Origin of the sequence: Cellulomonas aerilata, from assembly GCF_007991755.1 — a bacterium.
GTDB classification, from domain to species: domain Bacteria; phylum Actinomycetota; class Actinomycetes; order Actinomycetales; family Cellulomonadaceae; genus Pengzhenrongella; species Pengzhenrongella aerilata.
The window spans coordinates 105,536-123,733 of the sequence record NZ_BJYY01000012.1 but is presented as its reverse complement, the minus strand read 5'-3'; the positions used below and the strand labels follow the sequence as shown (position 1 = coordinate 123,733).

General features: G+C 74.2%; 19 protein-coding genes, 1 tRNA gene and 1 other RNA gene. 13 read left to right on the top strand and 8 right to left on the bottom strand.

Annotated elements, in window-relative coordinates; genetic code table 11:
- Positions 1–69 precede the first annotated feature (69 nt).
- Positions 70–756, top strand: a complete 687-nt coding sequence (locus tag CAE01nite_RS07555) for a hypothetical protein (RefSeq protein ID WP_146902295.1) — start codon at positions 70–72, stop codon at positions 754–756.
- Between the two features lie 168 nt (positions 757–924).
- Here CAE01nite_RS07555 and aceE read toward each other — a convergent pair whose 3' ends face one another.
- Positions 925–3,672, bottom strand: coding sequence for a pyruvate dehydrogenase (acetyl-transferring), homodimeric type (gene aceE / locus CAE01nite_RS07550; protein WP_146902293.1), 2,748 nt, complete (start codon positions 3,670–3,672; stop codon positions 925–927).
- 282 nt (positions 3,673–3,954) lie between these two features.
- Between aceE and CAE01nite_RS07545 the strand changes: the two genes are divergently transcribed.
- The 4 genes from CAE01nite_RS07545 to CAE01nite_RS07530 all read left to right on the top strand — a co-directional run bounded on the left by CAE01nite_RS07545 (position 3,955) and on the right by CAE01nite_RS07530 (position 6,045).
- Positions 3,955–4,386 carry a DUF3052 domain-containing protein gene (locus CAE01nite_RS07545; RefSeq protein ID WP_146902290.1) on the top strand — a complete coding sequence of 144 codons (432 nt, stop codon included), beginning with the start codon at positions 3,955–3,957 and terminating at the stop codon, positions 4,384–4,386.
- Positions 4,387–4,433: 47 nt separating this feature from the next.
- Complete coding sequence (locus CAE01nite_RS07540) at positions 4,434–4,889, top strand: peroxiredoxin (protein WP_371862891.1); 456 nt, start codon at positions 4,434–4,436, stop codon at positions 4,887–4,889.
- 113 nt (positions 4,890–5,002) lie between these two features.
- A tRNA-Val gene (locus CAE01nite_RS07535) sits at positions 5,003–5,076 on the top strand.
- Between the two features lie 96 nt (positions 5,077–5,172).
- Positions 5,173–6,045: an alpha/beta fold hydrolase gene (locus tag CAE01nite_RS07530; RefSeq protein WP_146902287.1), complete on the top strand. Its 873-nt coding sequence runs from the start codon at positions 5,173–5,175 to the stop codon at positions 6,043–6,045.
- Between the two features lie 86 nt (positions 6,046–6,131).
- On the opposite strand, the gene CAE01nite_RS07525 is transcribed toward CAE01nite_RS07530, so the two are convergent.
- On the bottom strand, positions 6,132–7,700 hold the full coding sequence (locus CAE01nite_RS07525) for a methyl-accepting chemotaxis protein (protein WP_246131065.1): 1,569 nt from the start codon (positions 7,698–7,700) through the stop codon (positions 6,132–6,134).
- 262 nt (positions 7,701–7,962) lie between these two features.
- Between CAE01nite_RS07525 and CAE01nite_RS07520 the strand changes: the two genes are divergently transcribed.
- From CAE01nite_RS07520 to CAE01nite_RS07510, 3 genes are read left to right on the top strand one after another with little or no spacing between them, the layout of a single operon-like run.
- Positions 7,963–9,138: a Nif3-like dinuclear metal center hexameric protein gene (locus CAE01nite_RS07520; protein WP_246131083.1), complete on the top strand. Its 1,176-nt coding sequence runs from the start codon at positions 7,963–7,965 to the stop codon at positions 9,136–9,138.
- A complete protein-coding gene (locus CAE01nite_RS07515; protein ID WP_186816455.1) occupies positions 9,135–9,881 on the top strand; it encodes a zinc ribbon domain-containing protein in 747 nt (248 codons plus the stop codon). The genes CAE01nite_RS07520 and CAE01nite_RS07515 overlap by 4 nt, the downstream gene beginning before the upstream one ends.
- Before the next feature lie 5 nt (positions 9,882–9,886).
- A complete protein-coding gene (locus CAE01nite_RS07510) occupies positions 9,887–11,110 on the top strand; it encodes a bifunctional RNase H/acid phosphatase (RefSeq protein WP_186816454.1) in 1,224 nt (407 codons plus the stop codon).
- A gap of 64 nt (positions 11,111–11,174) precedes the next feature.
- Here the strand turns inward: CAE01nite_RS07510 and CAE01nite_RS07505 are convergent, their stop codons facing one another.
- Positions 11,175–11,945, bottom strand: a complete 771-nt coding sequence (locus CAE01nite_RS07505; protein WP_146902278.1) for a YaaA family protein — start codon at positions 11,943–11,945, stop codon at positions 11,175–11,177.
- A 105-nt stretch (positions 11,946–12,050) separates the two neighbouring features.
- Between CAE01nite_RS07505 and rnpB the strand changes: the two genes are divergently transcribed.
- Together rnpB and CAE01nite_RS07495 are read left to right on the top strand one after the other, a co-directional pair.
- Positions 12,051–12,441: RNase P RNA component class A (rnpB, locus tag CAE01nite_RS07500), an RNA gene on the top strand.
- A gap of 108 nt (positions 12,442–12,549) precedes the next feature.
- The gene (locus CAE01nite_RS07495; RefSeq protein ID WP_146902276.1) at positions 12,550–12,729 is read left to right on the top strand and encodes a hypothetical protein; all 180 of its coding nucleotides are present in this window, start codon (positions 12,550–12,552) and stop codon (positions 12,727–12,729) included.
- 31 nt (positions 12,730–12,760) lie between these two features.
- Here the strand turns inward: CAE01nite_RS07495 and CAE01nite_RS07490 are convergent, their stop codons facing one another.
- Complete coding sequence (locus tag CAE01nite_RS07490; protein ID WP_146902273.1) at positions 12,761–13,432, bottom strand: hypothetical protein; 672 nt, start codon at positions 13,430–13,432, stop codon at positions 12,761–12,763.
- A gap of 65 nt (positions 13,433–13,497) precedes the next feature.
- Positions 13,498–14,949 (bottom strand): glucose-6-phosphate dehydrogenase, encoded by a 1,452-nt coding sequence (locus tag CAE01nite_RS07485; RefSeq protein WP_146902270.1) that lies wholly within the window; start codon positions 14,947–14,949, stop codon positions 13,498–13,500.
- 216 nt (positions 14,950–15,165) lie between these two features.
- On the opposite strand from CAE01nite_RS07485, the gene CAE01nite_RS07480 reads away from it, so the two are divergent.
- A complete protein-coding gene (locus CAE01nite_RS07480; RefSeq protein ID WP_146902267.1) occupies positions 15,166–15,348 on the top strand; it encodes an antitoxin in 183 nt (60 codons plus the stop codon).
- 73 nt (positions 15,349–15,421) lie between these two features.
- Here the strand turns inward: CAE01nite_RS07480 and CAE01nite_RS07475 are convergent, their stop codons facing one another.
- Complete coding sequence (locus CAE01nite_RS07475; protein ID WP_146902264.1) at positions 15,422–15,811, bottom strand: VOC family protein; 390 nt, start codon at positions 15,809–15,811, stop codon at positions 15,422–15,424.
- A gap of 96 nt (positions 15,812–15,907) precedes the next feature.
- On the opposite strand from CAE01nite_RS07475, the gene CAE01nite_RS07470 reads away from it, so the two are divergent.
- A complete protein-coding gene (locus CAE01nite_RS07470) occupies positions 15,908–16,153 on the top strand; it encodes a hypothetical protein (RefSeq protein WP_146902261.1) in 246 nt (81 codons plus the stop codon).
- 91 nt (positions 16,154–16,244) lie between these two features.
- Here CAE01nite_RS07470 and ppgK read toward each other — a convergent pair whose 3' ends face one another.
- Positions 16,245–17,066 (bottom strand): polyphosphate--glucose phosphotransferase, encoded by an 822-nt coding sequence (gene ppgK / locus CAE01nite_RS07465; RefSeq protein WP_146902258.1) that lies wholly within the window; start codon positions 17,064–17,066, stop codon positions 16,245–16,247.
- Positions 17,063–17,935 carry a type I methionyl aminopeptidase gene (map, locus tag CAE01nite_RS07460; RefSeq protein ID WP_146902255.1) on the bottom strand — a complete coding sequence of 291 codons (873 nt, stop codon included), beginning with the start codon at positions 17,933–17,935 and terminating at the stop codon, positions 17,063–17,065. Before map ends, ppgK begins: the two co-directional genes overlap by 4 nt.
- Before the next feature lie 48 nt (positions 17,936–17,983).
- Here map and CAE01nite_RS07455 point away from each other — a divergent pair, with 48 nt between their 5' ends.
- Entirely contained in the window at positions 17,984–18,163 is a 180-nt protein-coding gene (locus tag CAE01nite_RS07455; protein ID WP_146902252.1) for an SPOR domain-containing protein, read from the top strand.
- The last annotated feature ends 35 nt before the right edge of the window (positions 18,164–18,198 follow it).

Here is an 18,198-nt window from a genome sequence, read left to right as displayed (position 1 = left end):
GAGCGTCCGACGCGGTCCGGGAGCCCCGATGGAAGGGTGACCACGATCCCTTGCGGCTATGGTCGCAGCATGGCTCTGCTCCCACGACTACGCCAGCTGATCAGACGTCCGTCGTCGGCTTCGAAGGTCGGCGCGCGACGTCCGACCTCGTCCGCGCGGCGCGGCGACACCCTGCACGAGGACGCGCTGCGCTCGATGCTGACCGACGACCCCAACAACGTCCGGGCGTTCCAGGCGCTGGCGGAGATCGTCCGGCGCCGTGCCGCGGAGAACGTCGTCGACGGCGACCCGCTGGCCGCCCCGCACGACGAGTACGAGAAGCAGCGGGCCGCCGACCTGGCGGTCTGGTCCCTGGGCGAGGAGCTCGCCGGTCACCCGCGCGCCTGGTACCCGCTCATCGAGCTGGCGCGGCTGTCGGTGCACGACGACCACGACGGCGCCATGCGCCGGCTGCTCACCGCCGCCGAGCGGGACCCGTCCGGCGAGGCGCTGGCCGAGGGGCTCGCCGTCCTGCGGGACGCCGGTCAGCCGGTCGAGGCACTCGGCCTGGGCGTGGGTCACTGGCGGCCTAAGGAGCACACCCCCAAGGTCGGCGAGCACCTGGTGCACGCCGCGCTCGAGGCGGACCGGGCCTACGAGGCCCGGCAGCACCTGCAGTCCCTGGACTTCTACCGCGACCAGCGCGCGGTGGCGGACCTCAAGGCCGAGCTGGGTGCGCTGATCGCCCAGGCCGAGAGCCGGACCGCCGGCGCCTGACGCCACCGACGACGACGAAGGCCCCGACGGAGCGATCCGTCGGGGCCTTCGTCGTCCGGCCGGCCGGCGCCGACGGGCGGTGCCGGCCGGGTGGGACGGTGGTCCGGGTCGGTGCCGGACGGTGGTCCGGTCACCCCGGGCGGGGTGACCGGACCGCTCGGGCAGCGGTCAGGAGTCGCCGCCCGTGTTGCCGGACGTGCCGGCGTTGACGTCGTGCAGGCGGTACTTCTCGATCGCCTGTCCCGGCGCGTCCCAGGCGACGGCGCCCTCCTTGGCGAGCTGCTGCAGCACGCGCACCGCGGTGGACGGCCCGTCGATGTGGAAGAACCGACGCGCGGCCGCACGGGTGTCGGAGAACCCGAACCCGTCCGCGCCGAGCGTGGCGTACGTCCCCGGGATCCACGCGCGCACCTGGTCGGCGACGAGGTGGTCGTAGTCCGTCGTCGCGACGAACGGCCCCTCGGCGCCGGCGAGCTTCTGCGTCAGGTACGGCTGGCGGTTGTCCGGACCGGGGTGCAGGAACGCCTCCTCCTCGGCGGCGAGGCCGTCGCGACGCAGCTCGTTCCAGCTGGTCACCGACCACACCGCGGCCCGGACGCCCCAGTCCTGGGCGAGGAGCTGCTGGGCCTCCAGCGCCCACGGCACCGCCACGCCGGACGCGAGGATCTGGGCCCGCGGGCCCTCGCCCTCGGCCGGGGAGACGAGGTGGATCCCGCGCAGGATGCCCTCGACGTCCACGCCCTCGGGCTGCGCCGGCTGGACCATCGGCTCGTTGTAGACCGTCAGGTAGTAGATGACGTTCGGGTCGCGACCGTCGTCCCCGTACATCCGCTGGATGCCGTCCCGCACGATGTGCGCGACCTCGTACCCGAAGGCGGGGTCGTAGTGCACGACGTGGGGCATCGTCTTGGCCAGCAGCGGGGAGTGGCCGTCGGCGTGCTGCAGGCCCTCGCCGGTCAGCGTCGTCCGACCGGCCGTGGCGCCGATGAGGAACCCGCGGGCCATCTGGTCCCCGGCGGCCCAGAACTGGTCGCCGGTCCGCTGGAACCCGAACATCGAGTAGTAGAAGTAGAACGGGATCAGCGGCTCGCCGTGCGTCGCGTAGGACGTGCCGATCGCCTGGAACGCCGACGCGGAGCCGGCCTCGTTGATGCCGGTGTGCAGGATCTGCCCGGCCTCGGACTCCTTGTAGGAGAGCATGAGGGCGCGGTCGACCGACATGTAGTTCTGGCCCTGGGTGTTGAAGATCTTCGCCGACGGGAAGATCGAGTCCAGCCCGAAGGTGCGCGCCTCGTCCGGGATGATCGGGACGATCCGGTGGCCGATCTCCTTGTCCTTGACGAGGTCCTTGAACAGGCGGACCAGCGCCATGGTGGTGGCGACCTCCTGGTGCCCCGAGCCCTTGGCCAGCAGCTCGTACGCCTTGTCCCCGGGCAGGGTCAGCGTCGTGTCGCCCGCGCGGCGCTCCGGCACGAAGCCCCCGAGCTTGCGACGCCGCTCCAGCATGTACTGGATCTCCGGCGCGTCCGGGCCGGGGTGGAAGTACGGCGGGACGTACGGGTCGGCCTCGATCTGCTCGTCCGTGATCGGGATCCGCAGCGAGTCGCGCAGGTTCTTCAGGTCGTCGGACTTGAGCTTCTTCATCTGGTGCGTCGCGTTGCGCCCCGCGAAGCCCGAGCCCAGGCCGTAGCCCTTGATGGTGTGCGCCAGGATGACGGTCGGCTGGCCGGTGTGCGCCATCGACGCGGCGTAGGCCGCGTAGATCTTGCGGTAGTCGTGGCCACCGCGCTTGAGCGCCCAGATGTCGTCGTCGGACATCTTCTCCACGAGCTGCTTCGTGCGCGGGTCCCGGCCGAAGAAGTTCTCGCGGATGAAGGCGCCGCTCTCGGCACGGTAGGTCTGGAAGTCGCCGTCGGGCGTGACGTTCATCAGGTTGACGAGCGCACGGTCCTTGTCGGCCTGCAGCAGGGCGTCCCACTCCCGGCCCCAGACGACCTTGATGACGTTCCAGCCGGCGCCCCGGAACTGCGCCTCGAGCTCCTGGATGATCTTGCCGTTGCCGCGGACCGGACCGTCGAGGCGCTGCAGGTTGCAGTTGACGACGAAGGTGAGGTTGTCGAGCTGCTGGTTCGCCGCGAGCTGCAGCATGCCGCGGCTCTCGGGCTCGTCCATCTCGCCGTCGCCGAGGAACGCCCACACGTGCTGCTGCGAGGTGTCCTTGATCCCGCGCAGGTGCAGGTAGCGGTTCGCCCACGCCTGGTAGATCGCGCCCGACGGGCCCAGGCCCATGGACACGGTCGGGAACTCCCAGAAGTCGGGCAGCAGGCGCGGGTGCGGGTACGAGGGCAGACCCTTGCCGCCGCTCGTGCGCGACTGCTCCTGGCGGAAGGAGTCCAGGTCCTGCTCGGACAGCCGCCCCTCGAGGTAGGCGCGGGCGTAGACGCCGGGGGAGGCGTGGCCCTGGAAGAAGACCTGGTCACCGCCGCCGGGGTGGTCCTTGCCGCGGAAGAAGTGGTTGAGGCCGACCTCGTACAGCGTCGCGACCGACGCGTACGACGAGATGTGGCCGCCGACGCCCACGCCTGGGCGCTGGGCGCGGGTCACCATGACCGCCGCGTTCCAGCGGATCCACGAGCGGTAGCGGCGCTCCAGGGCCTCGTCACCCGGGAAGTACGGCTCCTCGTCGACGCCGATCGTGTTGACGTACGGGGTGTTCAGCGACCCCGGTACGGCGATGTTGCGCTCCCTCGCGCGCTTGAGCAGGTTCAGCAGCATGTACCGCGCGCGCGGGCCGCCCTTGTCCTCGATCAGACCGTCGAGCGACTCGAGCCATTCGCTGGTCTCCGCCGGATCGATGTCGGGGACCTGGCTGAGCAGACCGTTGATCAGCGGTCCAGTCTCGTCGAACGAAGCCACCAGTGCTCCTTGCCTTGTACCGCACCGTCGAGCCGGTCGACCCCGGTGCATTCGCGCCGTCGCCGGCAGCAGGTCGCGCCGTCGACGGTCGGTAGTCTCCCCATTCTCTGACCCTGCGGCACGGAAAGTCACACCGGCGCCGTGGCGGAGGGCGTGACGTCGGTGACATCGCCCCCGTGTGGCCCTTGCCACACGTCCCCGCCGTGCGGTGGGCTAGCGTGTGCCAACGGCTCGACGGGAGTGCTCGTGGAGCGCCGGCGTGAGAGAGGAACGGAACTGCACGTGGCTTCCACCGCGAACCCGACGGACGACGCGGGCCCCAAGGCTGCGAGCCGGCTGGGCTTCACGTCCGGCCAGGTGGTCCAGGAGTTCGGCTGGTCCGACGACGTCGACGACGACCTGCGTGCCGCCATCGAGGCGACCACCGGGACCGAGCTCGTCGACGAGGACTACGACGACGTCACCGACGGCGTGGTGCTGTGGTGGCGTGACGGTGACGGCGACCTCGCCGACGCCCTGGTCGACGTGCTGACCGTGCTCGACGACGCCGGCCTCGTGTGGGTCTTCACGCTCAAGCCGGGTCGCGCGGGGCACGTGGGGCACAGCGAGATCGAGGAGGCGGCGACCACCGCCGGCCTGCACGCCACGAGCACCTTCGCCATCGCGGAGGACTGGTCCGCCACGAGGCTCGGCAACCGCGGCCGCGGGCGTTGACCCCTTCGACCTCCGCGCCGGTCGGCTCGTCGTCGGGTGTGGAGGCCGTGCCGCTGCGGGTCGGTGACCCCGCCCCCGACCTCACCCTCCCCGACACCCACGGGTCGCCGGTCACCCTCTCCGAGCTGCGCGGCGCGCCCGTCGTGCTCGTCTTCGTCCCGTTCGCGTTCTCCGGCGTCTGCACCGGGGAGCTGTGCGAGCTGCGCGACAACATCGAGCTCTTCGACTCCGCGGGTGCGCGCCTGCTCGTGGTCTCGTGCGACCCGACGTACGCACTGCGTGCGTGGGCCGAGCAGGAGGGGTACGGCTTCGACCTGCTCTCCGACTTCTGGCCGCACGGGCAGGCCGCCACGGCGTACGGCGTCTTCGACACCGAGCGGGGGCGCGCGGTCCGCGGCAGCTTCCTCGTCGACGCCGACGGCGTCATCCGCTGGGCGGTCGTGAACCCCCCGGGCCAGGCCCGTGACCTGGCGGGATACCGGACGGCGCTCGCGGCGCTGTAGGTGGCCGCAGGGGTTCGGCCAGGTTCGTCCGCGCGTCCTCCGGGCGACGGGGCGGGTGACCCGGCGGGCGGCCGTCGGGTGGCCGGCGTCTCGGTAGGCTGGGGCCGCGACACGGGCCTGTAGCTCAGCTGGTCAGAGCGCCGCGTTTACACCGCGGAGGTCGCCGGTTCGAAACCGGCCGGGCCCACCCGTGCGTCGGCACACCGCCGCTCCTGGGGCCGCGAGAGGCCCAGCAGCGGGCCTGAGGCGGTCCGGGCGCGCCGCCCGTCCCTAGGGTCGGCGGGTGACCATCCAGCGCGACCTCACCCTCGACGACGGCCGCACGCTGCGCGTCTACGACACCGGCCCGCGCATCCCCGCCGCCGACGGTCCCGGCACCGACCCCGGTCTCGTCGTGGTGTGGCACCACGGGACCCCGAACACCGGGCCCCCGCCGGAGCCGTTGCTGGCCCCGTCGCGCCGGCGGGGCATCCGCTGGGTGTCCCTCGACCGCCCCGGTTACGGCGGCTCGTCTGCGCTGCCGGGCCGCGACGTCCTGTCCGTCGCCGCCGACGTCCGACGGGTGGTCGACGCCCTGGGGGTGGGGCGCTTCGCGGTCATGGGCCACTCCGGTGGCGGCCCGCACGCCCTCGCCTGCGCGGCCGCCCTGCCCGACCGGGTGCTGGCGGTCGTCTGCGGCGCCGGGCTCGCCCCGCCCGACGCCGACGGCCTGGACTGGTTCGCCGGCATGGCACCCGCCGGGGAGGCGCGGGTGAGGGCGGCCGTCCGTGGACGGGCGGCGCTGGTGGACCTGCTGTCGGGCGAGGAGTTCGACCCAGGGCAGTTCACCGCGGCGGACCACGCCGCCCTGGCCGGCCCGTGGTCGTGGCTCGGCGAGGTCGCCCAGGAGGGGGGCCGCACGGGTCGGAACGGCATGGTCGACGACGACCTCGCCTACGTGTCGCCGTGGGGCTTCCGGCCGCAGGACGTGCGTGCGCCGGTGCTGGTGCTGCACGGTGGCCAGGACCGGGTCGTACCGGCGGCTCACGGGCAGTGGCTCGCGAGCGCGATCCCCGGTGCGGAGCTGTGGCTGCGGCCCGCCGACGGTCACATCTCGGTGCTCGGCGACGCGGTCGAGGCTCTGAACTGGTTGCTGGAGCGAGCCCGGCGTCGCTGACACCGGCCCACGCGTCGCCGCCGACGACGGAGCGCCGGGGAGCGGCAGGGCTGCTCCCCGGCGCTCCGGGACACGCGGTGACGCGATCAGTACGTGAACTGCTCCACCCGCTGGCGTAGCCCGGCCGCCAGGCCCGCGAGCTCGTTGACCGCGCTGCCCATCTGCCCGACGACCTCGGTGGACGAGGACGCCGCGGCGGCGACGCCGGTGATGTTCGTGGCGATCTCCCCGGACCCCGTGGCGGCCTCGGCGACGCCGCGGCTCATCTCGTTGGTCGTGGCGGTCTGCTCCTCCACCGCCGAGGCGATGGTCAGCTGGTAGTCGTTGATCGAGCCGATGATCGCGCTGATCTCGCCGATCGCCGTGACCGCGCCGCTCGCGTCGACCTGGATGGCCTCGACCCGCTGGGCGATGTCCTCGGTGGCACGCGCGGTCTCCTGCGCGAGCTCCTTGACCTCCCCGGCGACGACGGCGAAGCCCTTGCCGGCCTCGCCGGCGCGGGCTGCCTCGATCGTGGCGTTGAGCGCCAGCAGGTTCGTCTGCTCGGCGATCGAGTTGATCGCCTTGATGACCTGGCCGATCTCGCTGGAGGACGCACCGAGCTTGGCGACGGTCTCGTTCGTCGTCGCGGCCATCTGGGTGGCCTGCGCGGCGACCTTGGCCGCTTCGGTGGAGTTCTGCGCGATCTCGCGGATCGACGAGCTCATCTGCTCGGCCCCGGCCGCGACGGCCTGGACGTTGCGCGAGACCTGCTCGGCGGCGGAGGCCACGACGCCTGCCTGGGCCGATGTCTCCTCCGAGCCGGCGGCGACCTGGCTGGAGGACGCGGACAGCTCCTCGGCGGCGGCGGCGACCGTCTGCGAGGACTCCACGACCTCGGACATGACCGCACGCAGGCTGGTCTGCGCCGCGGACAGCGAGGACGCCATCTGACCGACCTCGTCGCGGGTGTCCACGCCCGCCTCGACGGTCAGGTCGCCGTCGGCCAGGCGCTCCAGGGCGTGCTGCACCCGGCGCAGGTTGCGCACGACGGTCCGGGTGACCGCCACGCTGAGCGCCATCGCCGCCAGCAGCCCGAGGCCCAGGGCGACGAGCACGAGGCGCGTGGACGACGACGTGACCTCGACGGCCGCGTCGGACGCCGTGGCGGCCTCGCCGAGGTGCTCGTCCGACTCCGCCTTCATCACGTCCATGACGGGGGTGGTCTGGTTGACGCGGAGGTCGTTCATCCGCGTGTTGAAGAGCGCCAGGTCACCGGCGTCCGCGGCCGGCAGCACCTGCTCGTCGACGGTCGCGTAGTAGTCGTCGAGCGTGCCGAGCAGCTGGTCCAGGCCCTGCGGGCTGCTGGCCATGGGCGCGTAATCCTCCAGCATCGTGTCGAGCTCGACCTTGCGCTGCGCCAGCTCCTCGAGCAGGACCGTGCGGCCCTCGGCGTCCGCCGTGGCGTACATCAGGTGCCGGGCCCGGTCGCCCTGGAAGCTGCGCTGGATCTCGGCGAGGAGCCCGAGCGGCTCGACGCTGTCGGCGTAGATCTCCTCCGTCGTGGCGGCCAGCTGGCCGAGCCGGATGACGGAGAGGACGGAGACGAGGATCGCGACGACAGCGAGCGAGCCCACCGCGGCGGCGATCTTCACGCCGACGGGCAGGTCACGCATGCCTCGTCGACGGTCCGACGGGGTGGCGGTGGGCAGGGACATGAGGGGTCTTCCGTTCTGGTGGCGCCGACGGTGTGCGTCCTCCCCATCGGCAGCAGCGGCCCCGCTGTGAACGGTTGCGCGGCGTCGGCGTGCCCCGTCCGGCGTCGGCGGTAGCGTTCCGGCCGTGACGGACCCCTCGACCTCCGGCCCTCCGACGACACCGTCGACGCCGGCCCCCTCCCCGCTGGCACCGACGTCGCCGTCGCCGTCGCCGCCCCCGCTGGCCGACGTCGTCGGCGTGCTCGAGCGGCGGTACCCGCCGGGCACCGCCGAGGGCTGGGACGCCGTCGGTCTCGTGGTGGGTGACCCGGCGCAGCCCGTCCGCACCGTGCTGCTCGCGGTGGACCCCACGGCGGCGGTGGTGGACGAGGCGATCGCCACCGGCGCCGACCTGCTCGTCACCCACCATCCCCTGCTGCTGCGCCCGGTCCACTCGGTGGCGGCCACCACCGCCAAGGGCGCGGTCGTCCACCGCCTGATCCGGGCCGGGGTGGCGCTGTACGTGGCGCACACCAACGCCGACGCGGCGGACGGCGGGGTGGCGCACGCCCTTGCCGAGGCGGTGGGCCTCGTCGACCTCGAGCCCCTGGTCGCGCTGCCGGGCGAACCGATGGACAAGCACGTGGTGTTCATCCCCGAGCCGGACGCGGACGCGCTCGTGGACGCCCTGGCCGCGGCCGGTGCGGGACGGATCGGGGAGTACTCGCGGGCCGCGTGGACGGCGTCGGGCACGGGCACGTTCGTCCCGTCGGAGGCGGCGCACCCGGCGATCGGCACCGCCGGCGTCGTGGAGGAGGTGGCCGAGCGTCGCGTCGAGATGGTCGCGCCCCGGCGGCTGCGGTCCACCGTCGTGGCCGCGATGCGCGCCGCCCACCCGTACGAGGAGCCGGCGTTCGACGTGCTGGAGGTCGCGGTGCCGGACCGGCGCACCGGGACCGGGCGGGTGGGGCGGCTGCCGACCTCCTCGACGCTGCGGGAGTTCGCCGAGCGGGTCGCACGCGCCCTGCCGGCCACCGAGCAGGGCGTCCGGGTCGCCGGGGACCTCGACGCCCCGGTCGAGCGGGTGGCGGTGGTCGGCGGGTCGGGCGACTCGCTGTTCGACGCGGTCCGGGCGAGCGGGGCCGACGTGTACCTCACCGCGGACCTGCGCCACCATCCGGCGTCCGAGCTGCGCGAGCGCGCGGAGTTCGAGCGAAGAGACGACGACGCGGCCCGGCCGTTCCTGGTGGACGTCGCCCACTTCGCCAGCGAGTGGCCCTGGCTGCCCCGGGCGGCGGCCGACCTCGTCGCGGACCTCGCCACCCGCGGCACTACGGTGGTGACGCGCGTGAGCACCGTGCGGACCGACCCGTGGACCGCCCGACTCGCCGCGTCGCCGGAAGGATCTGATCTGTGACCACCGCACCCCCCGAGGATCAGCGACGGCTGCTCGACGTGCAGGCGCTGGACACCCGCCTGGCCCAGCTCGCCCACCAGCGGCGCTCGCACCCGGTGCTCGCGCGTCTCACCGAGCTCGACAGCCGCCTCGCCGACGTCGAGACGTCGCTGGTCGCGTCGCGGACCGCCGTCAAGGACCTGCGTCGCGAGCTCGCCAAGGCCGAGGGCGACGTCGAGCAGGTCCGCTCGCGCGCCGCGCGGGACCAGGCACGCATGGACGCCGGGCAGGGCAGCGCGAAGGACATGCAGGCGCTGAGCCACGAGATGGGTGCGCTGAGCCGGCGGCAGGGCGAGCTCGAGGAGGTCGAGCTCGAGATCATGGAGCGGCTCGAGGCGCACGAGGGCGCACTCGCCGAGCTCGACGCGGCCGCCGACGTCATCCGCGCGCAGAAGGCCGAGGCCCAGGCGGAGCGGGACGCCGCACTGGCGGCCGTCGACGCCGAGGCGCGGACCGTCGCCGAGCAGCGCGCGGCACTGGCGACCGGGCTGGACGCCGGTCTGGTCACGCTCTACGACCGGCTGCGCGGACAGCTGGGCGGCCTCGGCGCGGCTGCCCTGCGTGGCCGGCGGTGCGAGGGCTGCCGGCTGGAGCTCAACCCCACGGACGTCGAGGCCATCCGCAAGGCTGCACCCGAGCAGGTGAGCCGGTGCGAGGAGTGCGGACGCATCCTGGTGCGGCTGCCCGAGCCGGCGAAGGGCTGACGGGGGTGGCGGCGCGGCGGCTGGTGGTGGAGGCCGACGGCGGCTCGCGGGGCAACCCGGGACCGGCCGGGTACGGCGCCCTCGTGCGGGACGCGACGACCGGCACGGTCCTGGCCGAACGCGCCGAGTTCCTCGGGGTGACCTCCAACAACGTGGCGGAGTACTCCGGCCTCGTCGCCGGCCTGACGGCTGCGCGGGAGATCGACCCCGCGGCGTCGATCGAGGTGCGCATGGACTCCAAGCTCGTGGTCGAGCAGATGTCGGGCCGCTGGCAGATCAAGCACGAGGACATGCGCCGGCTCGCCGCCCGTGCCCGTGCTGCCGCGCCGCCGGACCAGGTGAGCTACACCTGGGTGCCGCGGGCGCAGAACGGCGCGGCCGACGCCCTGGCGAACGAGGCGATGGACCACCGGGTCGCGGTCGCACGCGACACGGACCCGGGTACGGGCGCGCAGGGGGACGCCGACGGGGGCGCCGGTGACCGCGGGGGGGACGCCGCGAGCGGCGCGCCCTCGGCGGAGCCCGCGACCACGCCGCCTCCCGGACCGTCCGCCCTCGCGTCGCGCGGGTCGGTCCGGTTCGACGACGCGCAGCCGCTCACGGTGGTCCTCGTGCGCCACGGCGAGACGCCCATGACCGTCACCAAGGCGTACTCCGGCTCGTCCGTCGCCGGTCCCTCGCTGACGGATCGGGGCCGCGAGCAGGCGGCCCGGGCGGCGGCCCTGGTGCAGGCGATCACCGAGGACGAGTGGGGCGACGTCCCGCCGGCGACCGAGGTGATCGCCTCGCCGATGGTCCGCACGCAGGAGACGGCGGCGATCATCGCCGAGCGCGTGGGCCTGCCCGTCAGCACGGACCCGCTCGTGGCCGAGTGCGACTTCGGCGAGTGGGAGGGGCTGGTCGCGGCGGAGATCGAGGCGCGGTGGCCGGGCGACCTCGAGCGCTGGCACGTCGACGCCGGCTTCCCGGCACCCGGGGGGGAGTCGATCGAGGACGTCGGGCGGCGCATGCACCGCACGCTGGAGCGGCTGCGAGCCGGCGGGGTGGGTCGCACGGTCGTGGTGGTCACGCACTCGGTGTCCGTGCGCTCGGCCGTCGGCGTCGCGATCGGGGCCAACTCCTCGTCCTGGGCCCGGATCCGGGTCGCACCGGCGTCGGTCAGCATCGTCCGGCTGTGGGCGGACGGGGCCACCGAGGTGACGGTGGTGGGCGCCCCGTCCGGCGCCTGAGCCAGCACGCCGGCCGGCCGGCGGAGCCTGCTCCCGCCGCGTGGTGCGCCGGCTCGGCAGCCGGTCAGGTGACGGTGAGCGTGAGCACCCGCGTGCGGCCCGGGCCGCCGAGCTCGGCGTCCCGCAGCGGCCCGCCGACCAGCTCGCCGGCTGCGTCGAGGAGCTCCTCGGGGGTCGCGGGCTCGGCGCCGCGGACGAGCAGGTGGCGGGTGAGCACGCCGCGGGTGTGCTTGGCGTTGTGGGAGACGACCGTGCGCCGGCCACCGGACTCCCGCAGCACCCGGACGGTCACCCACGCCGACCCCGACGGGGGCCTCCACGCCGCCGCGTAGGTCGCGGAACGGCAGTCGACCACGAGGCGGCCGCCGACGAGGGGGTCGAGCTCGGCCGCCAGACCGGGTCGCCAGCCCCGCGCGAGCGGCCCGACGCCGGGCAGGTCGACGGCCATCGACAGCCGGTAGGCCGGGATGCGGTCGTCCGGCGCGACCAGCCCCCACAGCGCCGAGACGACGCGGACGCCCCGGGCGGCCCGGGCCCGGGCGTCGTCGGGGAGCGTGCCGAGCCCGGCGGCGGCGTAGAGCACCCCCGAGTAGACCGACGACGCCGAGGCCGCCGGCTCCACGGCGAGCCGGGTGTTGCGCTCGACCTCCTCGGCCAGGCTGGGGCCGGTGCCGAGCACCCGGGCCGCGTCCGGATGGGCGCTGAGCTTCGCCAGCGCCTCGAGCACCGTGCGGCGCTGGTCGGTCAGCGTGGGGTGCGACAGCGCCGACAGGTCCAGTGGAGCGCCGGCCGTGGGGGCGGTCTTGCCCTCGGACGGAGGCAGCAGCACGAGCACCGGGACACTGTAGGCGGGCCGCGCGGTCGGGGCGGCGGGCGTCCGGCGTCGGCGTCGGCGCCGTGGGCCGGGGAGCCGGCGGCACCGGTAGGCTGGCGACGCGGATGAGCTGGCCGGGCGGCCGCGTTCCCCGTCCGCGAGAGCGGGCGGGGGCCGAGGAACGTCCGGGCTCCACAGGGCAGGGTGGTGGGTAACTCCCACCCGGGGTGACCCGCGGGACAGTGCCACAGAGAACAGACCGCCCTGCAGGCCTCGGCCGGCAGGGTAAGGGTGAAACGGTGGTGTAAGAGACCACCAGCGTGCCGGGTGACCGGTGCGGCTCGGTAAACCCCACCCGGAGCAAGGTCAGACAGGGAGCGTTCGAGGGCGGCCCGCCCGAGCTCCCGGGTAGACCGCTGGAGGCGTGCGGCAACGTACGTCGTAGATGGATGGTCGCCACCCGCGCGGGGGCAACCGCGCGCGGGGACAGAACCCGGCGTACAGGCCAGCTCATCCGCACCCTACCGGCACCGCCGTGCCGGCACGGCGTCCCCGGGTGCTCACCGCACCGGCGGGCGCGCCGTCGCCCCTACCGGCCCGGTCCACCCGCTGCGATGCTGGAGCGATGGAGAGGTGCACGCACTGCGGGGAGATGCTGCTCGTCGAGCACCACGCGGAGCTCGGCCGCGACCGGCCGGCCGGGGAGGAGAACGCGACCCTCGTGGCGCGGTGTCCCAACCCCGCCTGCCCGAGCAACCGCTCGACGGCGTCCGGCGGCGTCGACGACAGCCGCGCGACCGTCTGACCGCGCGACGGTCGGACCGCGCGACGCTGGGTCAGCCGGGGCCGGCGCGCGCCACCGCCTGCACCGTCGCCGACGACGCCCGGCCCAGCTTCGCGTCGACCCGGGTGCGCAGCCGCGCGGCATCCCGCTCCATCGCGCTGACCGGGATCGGCGCCGACCCGGCCGGGCTCGTTCCGCCGGGCGGGCCGACCGGCGGGGCGACGGACTTCGCGGCCACCGGGACCCGTGGGCGTGCCGGACGCACCACGTACGCGTTGACGTTCCCCTCGCCGAAGCCGACGCCGTGACCGCTGTCGTCGCCGTCGGCCGGCGACGGCGAACCGAGCAGCGGCTCCAGGAGCGTGTCGCTGACCGCTCCGATGACACCGGCCTCCTCGTCCGAGCGGGCGTGCCGGACCTGCACCTCGAGCACGGCGAGGCCGACCAGCTGCGCGTCGGTCTGGTCGCCGAGCACGTGGTCGACCGCCCACTGCGTGCGGGCCCACCACCGGTCACGCCGGGTCGCCGACCACGCGAGCACCGCCGCGGTGAGCGCGCCCGTCAGCACGATGACCGGCCCGAGCACGGTCACGTAGTCGACCCAGGCCGGCAGCTCGGCCGCTGCCCCCTCGGCCGCCCTGAGGCCACCCGCCGCGCCGGACGGCGCGGCGACCGCGACCGTCGCCGCTGCCCCGAGCCGCTCGATCCCACCCGACTGCGTCACGTCGTCGATGCTGCCACGGCCCACCCACACGGCGGCGACGCGCCGCCACGGCGGCCCCGCGTCGGTCAGCCGAGCCCGGACGCGGTGGTCACCGGTGCCGCGTCGGACGCGGTCGGCGGGCTGTCCACGGCCTCCGACGGCGAGGCCGCCGGCCCGTCGCTGCCCGCCGGGTAGTCGACGAGCGGGGAGACGCCGTCCGCCCACGCCGCGAGGATCGGCTCGACGATCCGCCACGCCTCCTCGGCCTCCTCCGCGCGCGCCGACAGCCGGGTGTCCCCCTCGACGATCGCCAGCAGGAGCTGCCCGTAGGGGGTCGGGGCCTGGCGCGGCAGCTCCAGACCCATGTCGACCGTCTCCAGGTCGAACGGGTCGCCGAGGCCGTTGATGTTGAGGTTGAGGGAGATCCGGTCGGGGTCCAGGGCCAGGCGCAGCTGGTTGGGCGTGGCGTCCGGGAAGATCGAGTGCTCGAGCGGCCGGAAGTAGAACACCACCTCGCGGCGGTCCCGGGCCAGCGCCTTGCCGGTCCGCAGGCGGAACGGGACGCCCTCCCACCGCCGGGCGTCGAGGTGCAGCGTCACCTCGGTGTAGGTCTCGATCTCGCGCGCGGGGTCCACCCCGGGAGCGTCGACGTAGGCGCCCACCTCCCGTGCCTTCTCCCCGGCGCCGACCGTCCCGGCCGTGTACCGCGCTCGCACGGTGTTGCGCTCGACGTCCTCGCGGCTGAGGGTCTGCACCGCGCGGAGCACCTCGACCTTGCGCTCGGACAGGTCCGTCGGGTCCAGGCTGGCCGGCGGCTCCATGGCGATGAGCGTGAGGATCTGCAGCAGGTGGTTCTGCACCATGTCGCGCAGCGCGCCCGAGCGGTCGTAGTAGGCGGCCCTGGCCTGGGCGTCGACGCTCTCGTCGAACACGATGTCGACCGCGGCGACGTCGTGCCGGTCCCACAGCGGCTCCAGCACCCGGTTGGCGAACCGCAGCCCGATGAGGTTGAGGACCGTCTGCTTGGCCAGGAAGTGGTCGACGCGGAAGATCTGGTCCTCGCGCAGCACGGTGGCGAGCTCCGCGTTGAGCGTGCGGGCGCCCTGCAGGTCCTGGCCGAAGGGCTTCTCCACGACGACGCGCAGGTCGGCGGGCAGGTCGACCTGCCGCAGGGCGTCGATCACGCCGAGGAAGAGCACGTGCGGCAGGGCGAGGTACAGCACGACGGGGTGGTCGGTGGACGTGTGGTGCTCGAGCGCGGCGGACAGGGTCGACGCCTGCGTGACGTCGCCGCGCACGTAGTGGGCGCGGGCGACCAGGTCGGCCCGGGCACCGGCGTCCACGGCGGCCGCGTGGGCCGCGAGCTTGTCCTGCACGCGGGCCCGGAACGAGTCGTCGTCGAGGTCGTCGTTCGCGACGCCCACGAGCACGAGCTCCTCGCCCAGCAGGTCGCGCTCGACCAGCTGCGCCATCGCGGGCAGCAGGTAGCGCGCGGTGAGGTCACCGGTCGCACCCAGGACGATGATCGTGGCGCTCATGGTGCTCCTCTGTCGTCGTTCAGGCCGGTTACGCGTGCCCATCCTTGGACAGACGGCCGGGGATGTCGCGGCGAGCCCGCGGAGCCCAGCCGCCCCCGAGGTCCGGTGCCGCGGACGGTGCGCCCGTCCCGGGCCGACGACATGCAGGCCGCCGGTCACGGCCCGACGATGGATGCAGCGCACGGACGGCGTGCGCCGCCACGGGAGGAAAACGCGATGGGACTCGACGACCTGACCGACAAGGCCACGGGTGCAGCAGGCGGCGGAGCAGGGGAGAAGGTCAGCGACGCGGCCCTGGACAAGGGCGAGGACGCGGCCTCGGGTGCGACCGGCGGGAAGGCCGACGGCATGCTCGCCAAGGCCGGTGACGCCGCGGACGAGAGGATCGGCGGCCAGTAGCAGGCGGACCGCTCGCCCGTGCCGGCCGGGGACGCGGCGTCGCTCCGTGCGGAGCCCGCCGCGCCCCGACCGGTCACGTCGGGTTGGCTGCCTCGGCCAGCTCGCTCGGCGTGCTGCGCAGCAGGCAGAACTCGTTGTCCTCGGGGTCGGCGAGCACGACCCAGGTCACGTCCGGGCCCTGGCCGACGTCGGTCCGGCGGGCGCCGAGCTCCAGCAGCCGGCGCAGCTCGGTCTCCTGGTCGGAGCCGTCGGGGGGACGGACGTCGAGGTGGAGCCGGTTCTTCACGCTCTTGGCGTCCGGCACCCGCACGAACAGCAGCTCGGGGAGCCCGCCCTCCAGGGCCAGGCCGACCTCGTCCGGGTCCCCGTCGTCGATCCGGCCGCCGAGCACCTCACGCCACCAGCGGGCCTGGGCGGCGGGGTCACGCGCGTCGACGACCAGCTGGCTGATGAGGAGCGGCATGGGGGCAAGCTACTCAGCTGAGGGGACGCCCGCACGCGGTGCGGGGCGGTGCGCGTCCGTGTCGCGAGGCCCGCGGGCTCGGGACACGATGGGGCCATGACGACCTATCACGCGAGACTCAACTCCCCGCTCGGCCGCCGCAGCCTGGAGGACTTCGAGGCGGAGGTGGACTCCCTGCCCGGCGAGTTCACCCGCGGTCCGGCCGGCGACGTGCAGGGCCAGACCGCGACCGTCCTGGTGACGTTCGCGGCGGCCGACGAGGCCGAGGCCGAGCGCATCGTGGGCCTCATGGCCACCGGCCTCTCCAGCGCCACCGCGCACCTGGTGCAGACCACCGAGTAGGCAGCGCGACCGAGCAGGACCGCACACGACGCGCACCCGGCGTCCCCGTCAGGGGACGCCGGGTGCGGCGCGGAGCGGGGGGTGCGGGGCGTCAGCCGAGGGTGGAGGGCAGGGTGGGCGCCGACCCGCCGACCTGCACACCGGTCGCCTGGGCCGCGAGGGCCGCCGCACCGACGATGCCGGCCCGGTTGCGCAGCTTGGCGGGGATGATCGGGGTGCGCAGGTCCAGCAGCGGCAGGAAGCGCTCGTGGTGCTTGCTGACGCCCCCGCCGACGACGATGAGGTCGGGCCACAGCAGCGCCTCCAGCACGCCGAAGTAGCGCTGCAGGCGCTCGGCCCACTGCTCCCAGCTCAGGTCCTCCCGGTCGCGTGCGGCGTCGGACGCGCGGGTCTCGGCGTCGTGCCCGTCGATCTCCAGGTGGCCGAGCTCCAGGTTCGGCACCAGGACGCCGTCGACCACCATCGCGGTGCCGATGCCGGTGCCCAGGGTGGCCAGCAGCGTGACGCCCTGGGCGCCGCGTGCCGCCCCGTGCACCGCCTCGGCGTACCCGGCGGCGTCCGCGTCGTTCACGGCGACGACCCGGCGCCCGAGGACCTCGCCGACCACGGTCTCGATGTTCGTGCCGATCCAGGACTTGTCCACGTTCGCGGCGCTGCGCGCGACGCCGTGCTGCACGACGGCGGGGAAGGTGACGCCGACCGGGAGGTCACCGGGCAGGTCGAACGACCCGACCACCTGCCCGACGACCCGGGCGACGGCGTCGGGGGTGGACTTCTCCGGGGTGGGGATGCGCACGCGCTCCCCGGCGAACTCGCCCGTGACGAGGTCGACGGGGGCGCCCTTGATCCCGCTGCCCCCGATGTCGATGCCGAAGGCGTGCGCGGTGGTGGTGGTTCCGTTGCTGGTGCTCATGGCAGGGTCAGGATCTCCGCTCCGGTGTCGGTGACGACGAGGGTGTGCTCGAACTGCGCGGTGAGGCTCCGGTCGGCCGTCAGGACGGTCCAGCCGTCGTCCCACATGGTCCACTCGTGGGTGCCCAGGGTGAGCATCGGCTCGATGGTGAACACCATCCCGGGCTCGATCACGGTGTCGTACAGCGGCGCGGCGTCGTAGTGGGGGATGACCAGCCCGCTGTGGAACGCCTCGCCGACCCCGTGCCCGGTGTAGTCGCGCACCACGCCGTACCCGAACCGCTGCGCGTACTTCTCGATCACCCGGCCGATGACGTTGACCTGGCGGCCCGGCACGACCGCCTTGATGGCCCGGTGCAGGGACTCCTCGGTGCGCTCGAGCAGCAGCCGCGCGGGCTCCTCGAGCTCCCCGACGCCGAAGGTGGCGTTGTTGTCCCCGTGCACGCCGCCGAGGTAGGCCGTGATGTCGACGTTGACGATGTCGCCGTCGGCCAGGACGGTCGAGTCCGGGATGCCGTGGCAGATGACCTCGTTGACGGACGTGCACAGGGACTTGGGGAACCCGCGGTACCCGAGCGTGGACGGGTAGGCGCCGTGGTCCAGCAGGAACTCGTGGCCGATGCGGTCCAGCTCGTCCGTGGTCACGCCCGGCTGCACGGCGCGGCCCACCTCGGCGAGCGCCTGCGCCGCGATGCGGGCGGCGACCCGGATGCGCTCGACGACCTCGGGCGACTTCACCTCGCTGCCCTCGAACGGGGTGGGCCCCGGCCGCCCCACGTACTCCGGTCTCGGGATGGACGCCGGGACCGGCCGCTGCGGGCTGATCGACCCCGGGGTGACGGGGCGACTCGTGGTGCTCGCGGTGGACATGCCTGGCAGTCTACGAAAGAGCAGGGTCACCGCAGGTCGGAGGGGATCATGAGCGAGACGCAGTACTGGTACAACACCGCCACGCGCGAGGTCGAGGAGGGGCACAAGAGCTCCTGGACGAACCTCATGGGCCCGTACGCCACGCGAGCCGAGGCCGAGCAGGCGCTGAGCAGGGCAGCCGCGCGCAACCAGGCGTGGGACGACCAGGACGCCCGCGACCGGCGCTAGGTCGGCTCCGGGTCGCCGCTCGGTCGGCGCTCGGT

What these genes read in the sequence shown, in the direction of transcription:
- CAE01nite_RS07495 (WP_146902276.1), top strand. Translation starts at nt 12,550, where the DNA reads ATGGAGAGGTGCACGCACTGCGGGGAGATGCTGCTCGTCGAGCACCAC.
- CAE01nite_RS07455 (WP_146902252.1), top strand. Translation starts at nt 17,984, where the DNA reads ATGAGCGAGACGCAGTACTGGTACAACACCGCCACGCGCGAGGTCGAG.
- map (WP_146902255.1), bottom strand. Translation starts at nt 17,935, where the DNA reads ATGTCCACCGCGAGCACCACGAGTCGCCCCGTCACCCCGGGGTCGATC.
- CAE01nite_RS07475 (WP_146902264.1), bottom strand. Translation starts at nt 15,811, where the DNA reads ATGCCGCTCCTCATCAGCCAGCTGGTCGTCGACGCGCGTGACCCCGCC.
- CAE01nite_RS07485 (WP_146902270.1), bottom strand. Translation starts at nt 14,949, where the DNA reads ATGAGCGCCACGATCATCGTCCTGGGTGCGACCGGTGACCTCACCGCG.
- CAE01nite_RS07555 (WP_146902295.1), top strand. Translation starts at nt 70, where the DNA reads ATGGCTCTGCTCCCACGACTACGCCAGCTGATCAGACGTCCGTCGTCG.
- CAE01nite_RS07470 (WP_146902261.1), top strand. Translation starts at nt 15,908, where the DNA reads ATGACGACCTATCACGCGAGACTCAACTCCCCGCTCGGCCGCCGCAGC.
- CAE01nite_RS07525 (WP_246131065.1), bottom strand. Translation starts at nt 7,700, where the DNA reads ATGCGTGACCTGCCCGTCGGCGTGAAGATCGCCGCCGCGGTGGGCTCG.
- CAE01nite_RS07480 (WP_146902267.1), top strand. Translation starts at nt 15,166, where the DNA reads ATGGGACTCGACGACCTGACCGACAAGGCCACGGGTGCAGCAGGCGGC.
- ppgK (WP_146902258.1), bottom strand. Translation starts at nt 17,066, where the DNA reads ATGAGCACCAGCAACGGAACCACCACCACCGCGCACGCCTTCGGCATC.